The organism is Pontibacter diazotrophicus, from assembly GCF_003367245.1.
GTDB classification, from domain to species: domain Bacteria; phylum Bacteroidota; class Bacteroidia; order Cytophagales; family Hymenobacteraceae; genus Pontibacter; species Pontibacter diazotrophicus.
On sequence record NZ_QRGR01000031.1, the window covers coordinates 56,885 to 72,602 of the forward strand.

Genomic DNA, 15,718 nt, shown 5'->3' on the forward strand with positions numbered 1-15,718 from the left:
GCCTCACCGTTTCAAGGAGTGTCCTTGCTGTTATCAGTCTTTACCCCCGAGGGGAGCTTTTGCGGTGTGGTGGTCGGACCGAAGACGTTTATTTTTCCATCTTTCACCTCCATGCGGTCAATAAATACCACCCTTTCGTCTCCAGTTCGGAGTGTTCTCCCGTGGTAAACGCAGAACATTTCTTTGCCGTCCGGTGAATGTGTGATACTGTTATGCCCTGTGCCCGTCACCACACCGCCTTCATCGGTATTTTTCTGCAGCACCGGGTTATTGGCTGCTTTTTCATAAGGACCTAAAGGCGAAGCTGCTGTGGCATACCCCACGGCATAATGCTGGCCGCCAAAATAGTTGGCCGAGTACATCATGTAATAGATACCTTCTTTTTTAAACGTGACGGAGCCCTCCGTCCAGCGGCGGTTCACTTCGCGGGCCGTTACGGAGCGGCTTTCCCACTCGGCCTGCTTGTCGTTGAGGTCAACAGGCGGCCGGAGCAATAAAACCGGCTGGCCAATAACGCCTGAAAAATCAGGTTTAAGTTCAACGCCATACACCCAGCTTTCTTCAATTTCCTTGAACCATCCTTTCTCTCGGGCCCAGTCAGCTACCTGGCTCTCCACCGGGTGTTTGTAGGCCGCACGGGAGTAGTATAAATAGGCTCTGCCATCGGTATCAAAAAACACATTGGCATCAATAATAGGATAGCCAGGGTCAAAAACCGGTTTGTTGGCCATATCAATGAAAGGCCCGGTTGGCTTGTCGGCTACTGCCACCCCAATGCGGAAGTTTTCTTCTTCATCTGTAGGGTTTACCTTCCATTGTGCACTGTAAAACATGTAAAATTTCCCATTTAACTCGTACACTTCAGGTGCCCAATACGCACCGCCCCAACCGGCATTGGGATCGCTCCAGCCATTTTTGTTGTCGTGAAAATATACCTGCCCCTCATTCTTCCAGTTCACCAGGTCTTTTGAAGAATAAGAGGCAAAGCCCTTGTCCGCTCCGCCGCCCGTGCCATACATGTAATACGTACCCCCGCTGTACAACACGTAAGGGTCTCCGAACTGTATGTTCAGAGGATTTGAAAAGGTGGCATTGGACGTATCAACGCGCTGTGTTGTCTGGGCCATCACAGGGTGTAAAGACATTCCGAAAAAAAAGAAAAACAAAAGGAGGATATTTTTCATGTTAACAAGTATACTTCTTTCATACAAAATCAGGCGAATTATTCTTCGCAGCGTCATGTGGGGATACCTTCGGTGATATTCCGCACAGGGTTCAACCAGAAATAAGGAGAGAACACATCTGACATAAGGCTCGCGAAGATGATAGCAAACTGTAGTTGAGGCAAAATACGAATAATTCTGCGAATAGCGTAGCCTCTCCGTGGGCAACAAAATCCCCCCGCGGGAAGGCTCTCACACAATCAAAGGCAAAGGTGGCGTACACGGCTACTCCTGAAGCATAGCGTAACTGCTAAAACGACATAAATGAAATTAGATTGAGGCACCTTTGTTAAGCATGAAGACAGTGAAAAAGGCTTCCTTGAGATTCTACCATTAAAATTCTTAGAGCATTTTTCCTGGTATTGCCTTGATTCTTTCCTCTGTTTTGTTTCATGGTTATGAAGGTAATTATGAAGGGGTTAGTGAGATTTCTTGCATTTATTCTTCATTTGGATTTGTAGCACATGTATTGGAAACGATTTGCAAATTGTTAACTTAAAGTGCCTGATTAGGCCAAACCTATTTTGACATTGCCATGACTGCATTACCTACAAGCCGCCGTAACGCCCTGAAAGTATTGGGTGCAACCGCTGGAATGTCCTTGCTGCCCGGAGTAGTTGGGGCGGCCTCAACTGCAAAACCTGCCCCCAGAGCAAACTTTATCTACTGCCTCAACATGAGCACGATAAAGGGCCACAAACTAGGCTTTGTGAAGGAACTGGAAATAGCCTCTAAAGCTGGTTTTCGCTCTGTTGAGATCTGGATGGATTCCCTGCAGGCTTACCTGGAGGGTGGCGGTACGCTGGCCGAGGCGCGGAAGCGGCTGGATAACCTCGGCCTTAAAGTAGAGAATGCCATCGGCTTTGCCCAATGGATTGTTGACGACGACACTGCCCGAAAGAAAGGGATGGAGTTGCTAAAACGGGAAATGGAAATGCTCTCACAATTGGGGTGCCACCGTACGGCCGCGCCACCCGTTGGGGCTACCCAAGACCCGAGCCTCGACCTGAAAAGGGCTGCCGAACGCTACCGCGCCATTCTGGAGTTGGGCGAGCAAACAGGTGTAGTGCCGCAACTTGAGTTGTGGGGTTTCTCCCAAAACCTGAGCCGCCTGAGCGAAGTGATGTACGTGGCAATTGAAAGCGGCCATCCCTCCGCCAGGGTACTGCTAGATGTATACCACCTCTACCGGGGCGATTCCAGCCTGGACAGCCTGCCACTGGTAGGCAACACTGCCATAGAGGTTTTCCATGTGAATGACTACCCGGCTAACACGCCTTCCGCTACTATTACAGATGCGGACCGGGTGTATACAGGAGACGGCGTCGCGCCGCTCAGCCGCATTCTGCAATACATTCATAATCCAGAAAAGCCAGTGGTGCTATCCCTGGAGGTATTCAACAAAGATTATTACGCCCAGGATCCGCTTAAAGTAGCTCAGGCTGGTTTAGTTAAAATGAAATCCATGGCCCGCAGCATGTGATTCGCTGGTGAATCAGGGGACATATAAAAGGAAAGTGGCTGTACACACTACAGCCACTTTCCTTCTCCACGGTTTTTCTGCGTTATATTTATTTGGAACGGATGGCTACAACCGGGTCCAGGTTGGAAGCCAATACAGCCGGAATAACTCCTGAAAGCATGCCAATTACGGTCGATACGCCAAAGCCTATCATTAAATTGTGAAGGGAAAATACTATTTCCATCTCATCCTGAGGAATAAGCGTGAGCAGGAAAACCAGCAATATGCCGATGCCACCTCCTATCACACTCAAAAAGATGGATTCAAACAGAAACTGGAAGAGGATGAAATAGTTCTTGGCACCCAGCGATTTCTGAATGCCTATGATGTCGGTACGTTCTTTTACGGAGACAAACATAATATTAGCTATCCCGAAGCCTCCTACCAGCAAGGTGAATGCTCCAATTATCCAACCTCCTTTATTGAGTGCATCAAAAAAGCCTGCTACTACTTTTACTACCATCTCCGTACGGTTTAAGGCAAAGTTGTCTTTGTCTTTCGGACGAAGACCACGGACTTTCCGCAGCATGCCCTGCGCTTCGGACTCTAATTCCAGCAATCCGGCATCTTCCTCTCTCCCCTTTATAAGAATGGTAGCTGAAACTCCCCTGGGTCCTACCTGAAACATCTTACGGAAGGCACCATAAGGTATATAAGCATGCTCATCTATGTGCGCCATCTCGAGTATGGCCTTGCCCTGCTTTTTCAAAACGCCGGCCACGATAAAATTTAGCCCCCTGATTTTGACCTGTTTCCCAATCGGGTTCTGGTTTACGAATAGTGCCTCTGCTACGCTATGGCCAATGATGATAACGTTTCGTGCCCCAGCTGCTTCCTGATGCACAAAATAGCGCCCTTGCGCTATGGGTAAATCCAGCACATCCTTGTAGCCAAATGTTATCCCATTTAAAGTTATATCTGATATGCTGCTGTTAAGATGCTTTAGTGTAGTATTGTTCCTGGTGGCGAAAAAGGCAACGCCTGTTGCAGCAGGCGAGTTTCTTTCCAGTTGGCGGTATTCCTGCATCGTAGGCTCCGGGCGCCTGTCATATTCTCACCAGGGAGAGTAGTTAGAAAAATCCCAGGGCCATTTCTGAACATAAATAACTTTGTCACCCATAAAACTCATGCTTGCCTGCGCATTATGTTCCAGCGAGTCTAAAAACGTAAAAACTAAAGTGATAGAAAAGATTCCTATCGTGACACCTAGAAGCGACAAAAACGTCCTAAGCAGGTTCGCCTTAAGAGCCTGAACGGCAAACCGAATGCTTTCTACTATCAGGCGCAGGTAAATCATTTTGAGTTCAGAACGGGGAAAGCTATCTTATCCTTGCTTCCCATCTTTTCATTTAGCATAATTCTTTTCGAAATATGACACCCCTGAAGCAAGATTTTTTAGTAGCAGGGCTACCAGCATTAGCCCGACAAAGAGAACAGCCAGGGTGATGAGAACAACAAATGGCTTGCCCTCCAGCCAGCCGCATTATTGGCTGGAATACTGACTCATAAGTCAGGAAGAAAGGTGAAAGCACAAGAAAAGGTATAGCCGGGTTTTTTCGCAATGCCCTTTATATGCTTACGCACCTCCCCTCCTACCATCTTGCAAAATCCTGTATTTCAGGAATATGCACAACCTCCACAATGTCTAATGTAATGTGCGGCACAGGCTGCTCTGATTCTGAATCCAGGGTAACTAAGGCTGGTTTGGTTTCCTTTGCGGCTTCTGTATATGCGAAACTAATGCCTCCTAATAAAGTGAATACAAGAACAAGGATTTTCATAGCGGTAAGTGTTAGAATGCTTGACAAGAACTAATGATACAAATATACCATACAGTACTATGCAATGCAAGCTACTATAAATAAAAATAAGAGCCACTTAGACCAACACACTAAATTTATCTGTGAACACCTGCGGTTTGCGGACTAACAGCAAAAAGTAATTCCCGCTGTTAGTCCGCAAACCGCGGCCTGTAGTTTCCCATGATCATGATTGATTTCATTGAAAATAAGATTTAATGCTTTTCCCGGATTGTATTGAATGAGTGGGAAGAGAGCTAATGTAAATTGAAGGCAAGTGATTCCGGATGTTGCCAAGTGGCAGATCCAGCAGTGACTTAGTGCTATCTGCGTCACAAACCCTTGTAGCTAATTCTAATTTTTTGAAAATCAAAAACATTGAAAATATTTATCACTTCATTTAATGCATTTCAAAATAGTTTACGTACAATTACAAATGCACCTCTGAATCTTCTCTGGAAGATACACCAGTTAATAGTTGCCTCTACCCTTGGTCAATGATTTACCTGATGTCAAAAAGATAACCCACCATTAAAAAGGAGGTAATAATGAGCACGTACTCAATAGGCAGGCTTGATGGGTCAACCATTGCGCTTTCGGAAGAGGATGTTTCTAATTTTTCAAAAAGCCTGCACGGCGAACTCCTCACCCCCGATTCTACACAGTATGACGAAGTACGGGCAGTCTGGAACGGGATGATAGACCGTCGCCCGGGCCTGATCGTGCGCTGCCATGGCGCAGCCGATGTGGTACAGGCAGTGAACTTTGCCAGACAGCATAAGATACGTGTTTCTGTGCGCGGCTGCGGTCATAACATTGCAGGTAGTGCTGTATGCGATGGGGGCTTGATGATTGACCTCAAGCTCATGCATGCTGTACGCATTGATGCCATGAAACGCACTGCGCGTGTGGAGCCCGGCTGCTCGCTGGCAGACTTTGACCATGAGGCGCAGGCCTTCGGACTTGCCACACCAACCGGCATCAACTCCACCACCGGCATCTCGGGGCTCACGCTTGGCGGCGGTTTCGGCTGGCTCAGCCGGAAGTATGGCATGACCATCGATAACCTTCTGTCTGCCGACGTGGTCACAGCGGATGGCAAACTCATACAGGCCAGCAAGGAGCTGAACCCGGACCTTTTCTGGGCCATCCGGGGTGGCGGCGGCAACTTTGGCATCGTGACGTCATTTGAGTTTCAGCTGCATCCGGTCGGACCGGAAGTCCTGTCCGGACTCATTTTTCATCCTTTTGAAGATGCAAAGCAGGTACTGGAGTATTACCGGGATTTTGTAGCTGGCTTGCCTGATGAAACGGTTGTGTTGGTCGTGCTCCGGTTGGCACCGCCTCTCCCCTTTATTCCGGAGAAATGGCATGGTAAAGCAGTTGTAGTGTTTGCCGCTTGCCATGCCGGCGATTTAGACGAAGGAGAGCGCATCCTGCAACCCTTGCGAAGCTTTGGCAACCCAATCACCGATGTGATAGGCCCGCATACGTATGCCGCTTGGCAGCAGGCGTTCGACCCACTGCTCACCGCCGGAGCACGTAACTATTGGAAATCACATAATTTTGAAAAGCTGAGCGACGGATTATTCGCCACGATGATTGACTACGTCAAGCAAATTCCGTCCCCACACACCGAAATCTTCATAGGTGCTATAGGTGGACAGATGAACCGAGTAGAAGAAACAGAAACAGCATACCCCCACCGAAGTTCTGACTACATCATGAATGTGCATGGCCGGTGGGAGACGGCTGCTGAAGATGACGCCTGCATCAACTGGGCCCGCAACTTCTTCCGCGACACAACTAAATACGCAACTGGCGGTGCCTATATGAATTTTCTGACAGAAGAGGAGACGGATCGTATCCGTGCTGCCTATGGCCCCAACTACGACCGCCTTGTTGAAGTGAAAACAAAATATGATCCGGAAAACCTTTTCCGGTCTAACCAGAACATTGTTCCAGGCAAAGTGGCCCTATCCTGAAGCAGTACGTAGATGATGTTACTCAATCCGTAGTCAATATAAAAGCCCCTTCGTGAAGGAGGGGCTTTTCTGTTTGCGAGGAAATTGGTTGGCATGAGTCTATTCCCTGATTTCTTTTGCGGCGGAAATACTCATATACAGCAGAAACAGTTCCTCTACTCGTACATCAGGTAAAGCATTGTTACGTTTAACAACCTATAGGACATTCATTCCATAAAGACAAATCTGGTGTATTAAGTTAAATCCTTTTCAAATGGCAACGTCCCGTCAACTGGCTGCTATTATGTTTACCGACATTGCCGGTTACACGGCCTTGATGGGTGCTGACGAACAAAAAGCATTCGAACTGCTAAGAGCAAACCGCCTGTTGCAACAAGCCCACATACAGGAATATGGAGGCAGGTGGATAAAAGAGCTGGGCGATGGTGTGCTGGCAAGTTTCTCTAATGCTGCTGATGCAGTGCTATGTGCCATAGCCATTCAACGATCCAGTGCCGACGTTGCTGATCTTTACCTTCGCATTGGTATTCATAGCGGAGATGTTATTTATATTCGAAGACAATGATGTGTTCGGCGATAGCGTGAACATTGCCGCACGTTTACAGGTGCTGGCGCCAATAGGTGGTATCTGGATTTCGGAACAGGTATATAAAAATGTGATCAACAACAGAGACATAGCTACCAGACTGGTAGGCGATGAAGTACTGAAACATGTAAAAGAGCCGGTACGGGTTTACGAAGTGAAGCCTGTTCGTGAGGAAGATGCCCTGGTATGGCCTGCGCAGGAGACGACAAAAGCAGTCCCACCGAAAAGCATTGCGGTGTTACCTTTTGTGAATATGAGCAATGACCCGGAGCAGGAATATTTTAGTGATGGAGTAGCCGAGGAAATCACGAATTCTCTGGCACATCTGAAAGACCTTAAAGTTGCCGGACGAACCTCCTCTTCTCAGTTCAAAGGAGCAAAAGTAAGTTTACGGGAAGTAGGCCAAATATTAGGCGTATCCACCGTACTGGATGGCAGTGTACGCAAACAAGGCAACCGTTTACGCATCACGGCACAATTGATTAATGTAGAAGACGGATTTCATCTGTGGTCAGAAAAGTTTGACCGGAACATGGATGACATTTTTGCCATCCAGGACGAGATAGCCCTGGCCATTACAGAGCAACTGAAGGTGAAGCTTCTGGAAAAAGACCGCGATCTGGTAACTAAAACTGCCACTCAAAACACAGAAGCATATGAGTTGTATTTGAAGGGGATGTTTAATATAAACCGCCGTGGAAGCTACATTTTAACCGGCCTGGAATATTTTAAGCAAGCTATAGCCATTGACCCGAAGTATGCACTGGCCTATACAGGCTATGCAGATGCCAACTTCTTAGGTGCTTTTTATGGTTATTTCCCGGGAAGGGAGGTAATGCAGAAAGTGAAACAAGCTGTTGAAACCGCCATAATATTAGATGACTCCCGATGTGAGCCTTACTGTACCCTTGCCCAATATTATGTAGGGCTTGAATGGAACCTGGAAAAAGCAGAAGAAAATTACCTCAAATCCATTGAACTGAACCCCAGGTTTTCACAAACCCGTGCACTTTACGGCATGGCATACTTAGCCTTCAGTAAGGGTAAATTTGATGAAGCGGAGAAGCAGGGCAGATTAGCCATAAAGTTAGAACCTTTAAGTGCTATTGCACATGCGGATCTGGCGTGGACGCTGTATGCTTCAAAAAAATATAAAGAAGCCCTGCACGTTGCGCAGGCTGGAATTGAGCTTGATCCTAATTCTTTCCTGTCGCATCGCCTGGCTGGCCTTAGCTACTGGGCATTGAAACTTTATGAAGAGGCTGTTAAAACTCTTTCCAACTTAATCAGGATTTCAAACCGGCACCAGCATGCGGTGAGTTGCCTGATTTGGGTCTATTGCAGTATGGGAAATACAAAAGAAGCACAGGCACTGATGGATGAACTGGAAAAGAGGGCAACCACAGAATATATAGCTGGCACACATTTAGCCTTTTCAGCTGCCTGGTTAGGAGATTTAGAAAAAGCATTAACCTATTTAGAAAGCGCATACCAGGATCATGATCCCATCTTGGTCACAGTTAAAATGGACCCTAATGTTCCGGATTCTCTTCGCAATTCCCCACAGTTCAAGCATCTAATAGCCCGTATTGGTGTACATTGAGTTAAATGAAAAAGAGATAAACTATTTCATTCACTGTTTAGGAATATGTTCCTTAGGCTAGTGCTCTACCAATTTTAAACTGTTTCAATTCCACTTACAGCTGTTCTTTCCCTCCAGCACCTCCAGGGTTGTCCTGAAGCTCTCTTTTGCCTCACTTTATGCGTGCATGGGTTTTGGCGTTTGTGCTAATATTCACCAAAGCCTAGTACGCGCCTGGTGAAACTGTTACGGAACACGCCGTTTGGATCAACCCGGGTGCATAATTCACGGAATTCTTTCAGCCTTGGGTAGAGGGGTTCAATTTCAGCGTTGTTCAACGGGAAGTGTTTGCCCCAGTGCAGTCCCGCGCCATACAGGCGATTCATGCTGAATGCCAGGAAATTCGCCATCGGGTATATCTTCGACCTATCCCGGTAATAGGTGAATACACTGATGGAGTAGTAAGGTTCCTCTGATTCGCTGGTCATTGATATCAAAGTATCATCGGGCATAATGCGCCGAACCAGGATGGGGTAATGGTGGAAATAGGTGTCGCGGTTCCTGTACAGTTCTTCCAGCATTCCAATGCTTTCCAACTGATCTTCCCACTGTGGCGGAACACGCTTGATATCGCCGGCAAAAAGGGACATGACCTTTGTAAGGAGCTTAACAGCCTCCCGGATATGCCGGGCAGGAACAAAGAGCTCCATTTCAAGGTGACTGAAAAGTTCGTGTTCAAGGACCAGAACCTCTGCACTGTCGTCGGTGTGCGGCGGAGCTGCCCAGAGCATCAGTGGTGTAACATCTCTCAAAAACCAGCGGATCAGGCGCCTGCTTCCTACTACATTGACTAAAGGTAAAAGGGTGGTATGGAAAAGCACGTCGACAACAACAAACCAGTGTGCCCGGAACAAATACGCCATCCAACTTGTAGAGACCTGTTTGTCGTGAATGGGGCGCCGCTGGTAAACAAAATATTCCCAGGCGTAAGGGATAAGTATTGTTTGCTGAAGCGGATATTCGCTTTCACTTGCGAGGGCCTCATCTATTGTGCTAACGCGGGCGACGCTCTGCTCAATGGAGTAACTGGGCACACATCTAAAACGGACGGACAGAATAACGCCCGTGCAGCCCACTCCGCAGCGTGCGGCGCGCAGTTCGGGTCCCTCTGACCAGTCGTAAATCCGCGCCTCGCCGGTTTGTGAGTCATAGGCTGCCACCCGCGCTTCTTCGATAAAATGCGACATGCTGGGCATACCAGAACCATGAGTAGCAGTTGATATGGTGCCGGCTATGGTTTGCTCTGTGACGGCTGGCACTGTTGGCAATGTCACTCCTGCCTGTTTGTGTAAGGTATGAATCAAGTCTTCAAGACGGCAGCCAGCACCCACTGTTGCCCAAACTTCGTCTTCTTTTCGCTCCACCTGCACCTGAGCAAAATGGCGCATGTCTATGGTGACGTCATCTGAGGCAGCGACTTCGCTCCAGGCATGAAGCGATCCTATTGCACGAATTTTGTACTTTGAATGCATATTCAGGATCGCAAGTATTTCGGATTCGTTTTTTGGCGTATAAAAATGCATTGGGCTAAAGCGCACATTTTTGCCAAAGTTAGTCACCCGTTGAGGTTCTGCAGGCTTCTTTCCCTTGATTGCTTCGCCCTCCATTGCCAAAAGGTCTTGTCTATGAGAGGAAAATATTATTCCCCCCAAGGCTTGATAGACTCTGGTAAAAGGATGGCGCTTTCGCCGCGTATCAATCCCCAAAAGGGCATTTAATGGGCAAAATTTCGTGATAGCAGTTCCAGTAAGGATAGCGCCCAAAACCGCTGGATCCAGTCCTGCAGTTCGCCCTTTCCTTCTCCTTAACCAAGTGAATCCAATCACTATGAGCGCCGATCCTACAAGGCTGCGGAATATCCGCTCTTCGGTTCCAATATTCTTTTTCATGATTCCGGTAATTTAGTGCAGAGCGTATGCTGTTACCTGTCGCCGCTGGTTTAGCGGTGTTTATGGTGAGCAGCCCTCACAGGTGTTCATGTTCCATCTCCGTGTTAAGACCAAGGCAGCTTATCGTTGCGCCAGGCCCAGACCAATGCGGCGGGTAGCGCTACTGCCAGCGCGGCCTTGCCGAACCTGGCTAACCCTGAGGAAGCGGCGCTTCCAAGTTGCTGCATCAGAGAGAGCTGATCCTCCACGCCCCAGCGCTCCACAACCTTACCATCGGCGATCCGAAAAATATTAATGAGTGGGATGGAAGCCTGCTCCCCGGTCGCAGGAATACCCTTGTACATTCCCTGGTGCGTTCCAGCGACATTGAGACGGGCAACTACTTTATCATCTTCGGCAACCATATCCTTAACAATCCACTGCAGGTCCGGAAATGCCTTCCGGAGCGAGGCGAGCATCTGCTTCACCCCATCTATCCCCGGTCCCTGTCCAGGCTGGGGGTAATGATCGATAAAGTTGCGATCTAACATTTCATCCAAAGCATCCAGATTGTCGCTGGAAAAGATCTCGTACACGCGACGGGAAATTTTTTTGTTTTCTTCAGTAGTCATCTTGTACCTCCTATTCTATTATGCTTCCAAATAATTTGTAATTAATCTGTTTTATTAGCTATCGCAGAAGTGATATCATAACACAGAAGAATTCCTGCAAGGATTCACGGGCTCGGTATCAAAACAGGTTCAGAACAGCTTCGCCGGTTCCACTTATGCCTTCTTAAGCGTTCCCTCTACTGGTGGATAACTGTAATGTATAATGATCCAAGATTTGTACTATTTTAAATACACATTTTTAGTTCTCTAGAGCCTGTTTAGATTTTATCATGCGGGGTGCAGTTGAAACTGGTCCTGTTCGTGCCAGAAATAGTACTTAAACAAGCTATTATTTTATTTACACGGTTAATTAACTTTTCGTTATCATGAACAATGATTTCTTTAGCAGAAATAGAAATAGTGTACGTGGGGGTGGCCTTATTTATGGCCAAGCACAAGAAATGAAGGATCTCAAAAGCAGAAAAATTTCTTGTGAGGTAATTTATACCACAACATAACGAAGCGTTTAAAGCTAACCTCCTCCAGCTCGATTAAAAGATAAGCATCCAGTATTTTCCTGAAATAGCTTCCGTTGAAGCGCTTAATGAAGCCGCTCTGCATCGGCTTCCCAGGCTGATTGTAAGATAGGTGGATTCTCTTCTTCCTGCACCAACTGGTAAAGTCAGCACCAGTAAACTCCGACCCGTTGTTCAACTGTCTTGTCCTGAATTAGGCTGACTACATCATCATCCCATTTTTGTCGGGCTAACCTGTAGGGCCTTCTGGAACGGTCCGCCAGCCCTTCATCTGGCAGGCGCTTGATCCATCGGTGCAGAGTAAATCGGGCGATGCCACACCGAAGAGCAGCTTTGCTGACAGAGCCTAGCTGCTGGTAAACCTTTATCCAGTCTTCTCTGGCTTTCTGCTTCTGCTCCTCTTTCTTCATAGCGACAAAGGCAAAAAAATAGCTGTGGATTTATGGATAACTCTGTCGAGTTACCCACAAGTCCACAGCAGTAATAATAGTAATATCTTTAGATTAAATCAACAAGTGAAACTGTAGCGAATCCTTTGAACCTTCACACTTTAGCTGTCTAGGGCCCATAGAGGGCCCTTGGCTGTTCAGTCTCGCCTTCGAAACCTCTAGTAGACCTGCAGTATACTGTATTCCCTGCTCCGAAAGCTGAAGGTCTGCCCCTCCGTTTTACCCGCCATGGCTTTGTAGAGCGGCGACATGGCGGAGACGGCATAGTACGGCTCCCCGTCTACTTTTACCTCGCAGAGACTGATCCCGATAAAATAGTTGTGCAGCTCGGTACGCACCACCGCCCCTGGCGACACCTGACGGTTCACCTTTGTGGCGTTAATTCCCTGAAGCTGCACCATGACAGCCAGCAGCTCATCGAGCTGGCGGGCATACATGTCCCGCTGGGCCTGGCATATCTCCCGAAGGTCCTCCATGCCTCCCTCTGATTCAACTGCGCTTTGCTGCGCGTTTTCCATAGCCTCTTTTGCAGCCTGAACCTGCACGTCAAGCTTTCTTTTGCACTCCTGTAACAGGCGCTGCTTTGTCCCAATGTCTTGTGTTAGCATACTGTAATAGATAAGTTTGTTTTTGCCTGCCTCCATTCGAGGCTTTTTAGATCCGACTGGCTACCCTTCGGGCTGCTTCTTCATAGCAGTATTGTGAGAGCCTTATTTAACTCATCACCCACAACTATTGTCCCTCAGCCTCCATCCGACTGTGGCGGAGGTTAGACCAGTCCTGTAACAGCTATACCTGTAACGTATTGTTATCAAACATGTTAAGCAACAAATACCTATAGTATCATGAGACAAATACCTATTTTTTAAGGTTCTTCGCATCTCTCATCCAAGAGACAGAACGATTTTCAGGAGGAAATTTGCTTACGTGGCTCCCTCCAGTAAGGGGCAGGTATACCCTGATTCAGGACGGTGTGAGTTAATTTTTAGTAAGGGGAGTCTTTGTGGAACATGCGTTGAGCTTTGATATACAAGGCTTCTGGTGAACGAAAGGATAAACAAGCAGAGACACCTACGCAGCTCCACCAATAACTGTAAAAGAGGTTAAATGCCTGTCTCCTTCAATTTGCTTTCAAAGTCACTGCAATGCAGCAGCGTGGCTGACAAACCCGCAGTTTCGGAAATTCTGAAGTGCATGACTAAATCAGGGTTTCCAATACTCTGGTAGTAGTAGGAGCTTTGCCCTATGTTTGGCAGCTCGGTAGCCATTATCTCCCTGAAGTTGCCGCTGAAGTAGTCTGCTGACATGGATTTTACCCCACCGCTGGTTTGGTACCTGATCTCACTGCCCTCCAACAAGGGCGCAATGTTTCCTTTGAACTTTTCCATCTGCTCAATATTAAGGGAAAAGCACTTAGACCCCTACGCTCGTCAAGGCTCAATCCTCATAATGAGCAACATTTCAGTATTTTATGCTTAGTTTCAGTATTCCTACAATACAGGTTGAGTATAAAACCGTAATACATTTCGACTAACTGTCGTAACTTCGTTCATGGCTTTTATTTATGATTATATCAGGCAGTTGGATGTGTGCAACCTGAGGGCAGGGGAGGTAAGCCAGTGCCTGCTCTACATCGATCATATGTCGAAGAGCGACCCTGAAATCGAGAGAAGCAACGGGGACATTATAGAGAAACTGCAGGACAGGCTGACAATTCTAAGAAAAGAGAAGAAGACAGGCTGAGGCACCCTGCCTGCATACTTTGGCTTAGGAGCCGCAAACCTACTGCCATCCATAACAGCTATCCCACAGCACTCTCTTATGCCACATACACACCTTCGAACAAGATCTCATACAAACCTGCTGCGTTTTGGTTGAACGAGAACTCCGCTCTCAGCTTAGTCCATTCACCATCTATCGGGAGATCGTAATTAACAGCGTAGCCGCTACCATCCTCATACCCAATAAATCTTATCCTCTCCCTCTCTGAGTCCATGCGGTACGGGTTGTTTATCGTGGATAACCCTTTATTTCCGTAGTATCCTGATCTTTCTTCCTTCAGGCTTTCACCGTCCCAAATGAAGCAAACGCCATTGTCCTCGGGTTCGTCTAAAAAGTTACATGCTTCATCATACTTATTTTCAGACAGGAGCTTTACCCAATCTCTCATGAAAAGTGTGCATTCATCAACGAAGCCTTTTTCTGTGAACATTCTCATAGTTCAACATGTATCGTTCTGTGGCTGAGAAAATACACATGCATCATCTTTATCGTGAGCCAAACAGGGAGAAAACCCACAAAAAGCAAACCAGTAATTCTGTTCCTGGTGACTGAGAAGTTAGGCTGCGATAATGTATGTGCATCAATTCACGAGCGGCAAAATATAAAAGAGCATTCCCCCTTTATAAAGCCGCTGTTGCCGTAACAGTTATAGTGCTTGTTCCTTTATACCTGTTCCGTTCGTAATTAATGATTCTGCTTAACAATACTATCCTGAGATTAGACTACGATCCATCCACCGACATTTTAGCGGTGGATGATCCAGATTTACATTATTTTCTCCTTACTGAAATAAAGCACAAAATTGACACGCTGGTAAACACGGTGATAAACTATGACGTGAAGCGGGTCTTACTCGACTCAACCAAAACAGTCATATCAGTAAGGGAAGCAGACAGCAGGGAGACCGCCCTCTACCTTGCCGCTGGGTTGATGAAATCACGTGTTAGGAAGGTGGCACGGGTACAGTCAACATGTGCTGCCGTGGAGACAACAGCACAACTGAATTTCAGGCACGTAAAGGACACGCTGCTGCTTTCCTTTCAAGTGCAGAGTTTTGCCAGCAGGGCAAGCGCCAGACAGTGGCTGGTAAACGATAAGTGATGCCGCCCCAGGCATCACCGCCACTTCCCTGTTCTTACTTATACTCAGCCTTTCCTTTTGTTCCTGCAGTATCGTGAGGCATCGGCAATGGAGGGCACAACGTGCAGCACAGCCTCCATCCTTGACACTTTGATAGCTTTCTTAACAGAAGGTGTCATCTCAAAAAACAAGAGGTTCACCCCCTCCGACGTCGCTTCGTTTGAGAGTGAAAGCAACTTACGGAGCGCTTTGAATGATACGGAGGTGACATTCTCGCAGTCCACCCATATGCTTTTGTTCCTTGATAGGGAAGCTGCCAGCAGGACGTTTTCTAAAAAAGCGCAGTCAGGTTCTTCTATGTGCCCTTTCATTAACACCAGACTGCATTCCTTCATATGCTGTACAATTGTAGACATATCTCCTCTTGCTTCTGGTTATACCAGCATATTAGAAAGACTGGCATTTATCACTAAACCCTTTGGGGATATCTAAATATAAAGTATTAACACTTAGTTTCCTAAGAGGCTGTTTTGATTTCATTTAGATAATTTCTTAAGCATGATATGTATCATGGTAATCTGAATCATTGTCTCGGCTGATTTGGTGCTGCGTTCATAGTCCTTGGAGAGCCTCCG

Annotated in this window: 17 protein-coding genes and 1 pseudogene; 6 read left to right on the forward strand and 12 right to left on the reverse strand. The window is 47.1% G+C overall.

The window, feature by feature from the left end:
• Nucleotides 1–11: 11 nt before the first annotated feature.
• On the reverse strand, nt 12–1,145 hold the full coding sequence (locus DXT99_RS22100; RefSeq protein WP_246000945.1) for a glycoside hydrolase family 43 protein: 1,134 nt from the start codon (nt 1,143–1,145) through the stop codon (nt 12–14).
• 613 nt (nt 1,146–1,758) lie between these two features.
• Between DXT99_RS22100 and DXT99_RS22105 the strand changes: the two genes are divergently transcribed.
• Nucleotides 1,759–2,706, forward strand: a complete 948-nt coding sequence (locus tag DXT99_RS22105; RefSeq protein ID WP_115567776.1) for a sugar phosphate isomerase/epimerase family protein — start codon at nt 1,759–1,761, stop codon at nt 2,704–2,706.
• A gap of 88 nt (nt 2,707–2,794) precedes the next feature.
• Here the strand turns inward: DXT99_RS22105 and DXT99_RS28000 are convergent, their stop codons facing one another.
• The 3 genes and pseudogenes from DXT99_RS28000 to DXT99_RS22115 all read right to left on the reverse strand — a co-directional run bounded on the left by DXT99_RS28000 (nt 2,795) and on the right by DXT99_RS22115 (nt 4,526).
• A complete protein-coding gene (locus DXT99_RS28000) occupies nt 2,795–3,274 on the reverse strand; it encodes an ABC transporter permease (protein ID WP_394851340.1) in 480 nt (159 codons plus the stop codon).
• Between the two features lie 63 nt (nt 3,275–3,337).
• Nucleotides 3,338–4,042 (reverse strand): annotated as a pseudogene (locus DXT99_RS28005) (ABC transporter permease); the annotation flags it as partial.
• Nucleotides 4,043–4,337: 295 nt separating this feature from the next.
• Nucleotides 4,338–4,526: a hypothetical protein gene (locus tag DXT99_RS22115; RefSeq protein ID WP_115567777.1), complete on the reverse strand. Its 189-nt coding sequence runs from the start codon at nt 4,524–4,526 to the stop codon at nt 4,338–4,340.
• 566 nt (nt 4,527–5,092) lie between these two features.
• Here DXT99_RS22115 and DXT99_RS22120 point away from each other — a divergent pair.
• The 3 genes from DXT99_RS22120 (at nt 5,093) to DXT99_RS22130 (ending at nt 8,718) form a co-directional block, all read left to right on the forward strand.
• Nucleotides 5,093–6,529, forward strand: coding sequence for an FAD-binding oxidoreductase (locus DXT99_RS22120; protein ID WP_115567778.1), 1,437 nt, complete (start codon nt 5,093–5,095; stop codon nt 6,527–6,529).
• Between the two features lie 253 nt (nt 6,530–6,782).
• Nucleotides 6,783–7,094 carry an adenylate/guanylate cyclase domain-containing protein gene (locus tag DXT99_RS22125; RefSeq protein ID WP_115567779.1) on the forward strand — a complete coding sequence of 104 codons (312 nt, stop codon included), beginning with the start codon at nt 6,783–6,785 and terminating at the stop codon, nt 7,092–7,094.
• Complete coding sequence (locus DXT99_RS22130; protein WP_115567780.1) at nt 7,069–8,718, forward strand: tetratricopeptide repeat protein; 1,650 nt, start codon at nt 7,069–7,071, stop codon at nt 8,716–8,718. The genes DXT99_RS22125 and DXT99_RS22130 overlap by 26 nt, the downstream gene beginning before the upstream one ends.
• Before the next feature lie 185 nt (nt 8,719–8,903).
• On the opposite strand, the gene DXT99_RS22135 is transcribed toward DXT99_RS22130, so the two are convergent.
• From DXT99_RS22135 to DXT99_RS22160, 6 genes are all read right to left on the reverse strand, one after another.
• Nucleotides 8,904–10,646: a D-arabinono-1,4-lactone oxidase gene (locus DXT99_RS22135; RefSeq protein ID WP_115567781.1), complete on the reverse strand. Its 1,743-nt coding sequence runs from the start codon at nt 10,644–10,646 to the stop codon at nt 8,904–8,906.
• Between the two features lie 104 nt (nt 10,647–10,750).
• The gene (locus DXT99_RS22140; protein WP_115567782.1) at nt 10,751–11,257 is read right to left on the reverse strand and encodes an ester cyclase; all 507 of its coding nucleotides are present in this window, start codon (nt 11,255–11,257) and stop codon (nt 10,751–10,753) included.
• Between the two features lie 450 nt (nt 11,258–11,707).
• Entirely contained in the window at nt 11,708–11,950 is a 243-nt protein-coding gene (locus tag DXT99_RS27775; RefSeq protein ID WP_115567783.1) for an integrase core domain-containing protein, read from the reverse strand.
• Nucleotides 11,919–12,182 (reverse strand): helix-turn-helix domain-containing protein, encoded by a 264-nt coding sequence (locus tag DXT99_RS22150; protein WP_115567784.1) that lies wholly within the window; start codon nt 12,180–12,182, stop codon nt 11,919–11,921. The genes DXT99_RS27775 and DXT99_RS22150 overlap by 32 nt, the downstream gene beginning before the upstream one ends.
• Before the next feature lie 197 nt (nt 12,183–12,379).
• Nucleotides 12,380–12,829, reverse strand: coding sequence for a hypothetical protein (locus DXT99_RS22155; protein WP_246000948.1), 450 nt, complete (start codon nt 12,827–12,829; stop codon nt 12,380–12,382).
• Nucleotides 12,830–13,324: 495 nt separating this feature from the next.
• A complete protein-coding gene (locus DXT99_RS22160) occupies nt 13,325–13,609 on the reverse strand; it encodes a hypothetical protein (RefSeq protein WP_115567786.1) in 285 nt (94 codons plus the stop codon).
• A gap of 163 nt (nt 13,610–13,772) precedes the next feature.
• Here DXT99_RS22160 and DXT99_RS22165 point away from each other — a divergent pair, with 163 nt between their 5' ends.
• Nucleotides 13,773–13,964: a hypothetical protein gene (locus tag DXT99_RS22165; protein WP_115567787.1), complete on the forward strand. Its 192-nt coding sequence runs from the start codon at nt 13,773–13,775 to the stop codon at nt 13,962–13,964.
• Between the two features lie 76 nt (nt 13,965–14,040).
• Here DXT99_RS22165 and DXT99_RS22170 read toward each other — a convergent pair whose 3' ends face one another.
• Entirely contained in the window at nt 14,041–14,439 is a 399-nt protein-coding gene (locus tag DXT99_RS22170; RefSeq protein WP_115567788.1) for a hypothetical protein, read from the reverse strand.
• Nucleotides 14,440–14,690: 251 nt separating this feature from the next.
• Between DXT99_RS22170 and DXT99_RS22175 the strand changes: the two genes are divergently transcribed.
• Complete coding sequence (locus tag DXT99_RS22175) at nt 14,691–15,104, forward strand: hypothetical protein (protein ID WP_115567789.1); 414 nt, start codon at nt 14,691–14,693, stop codon at nt 15,102–15,104.
• 44 nt (nt 15,105–15,148) lie between these two features.
• On the opposite strand, the gene DXT99_RS22180 is transcribed toward DXT99_RS22175, so the two are convergent.
• Nucleotides 15,149–15,499: an STAS domain-containing protein gene (locus DXT99_RS22180; RefSeq protein ID WP_115567790.1), complete on the reverse strand. Its 351-nt coding sequence runs from the start codon at nt 15,497–15,499 to the stop codon at nt 15,149–15,151.
• Between the last annotated feature and the right edge of the window lie 219 nt (nt 15,500–15,718).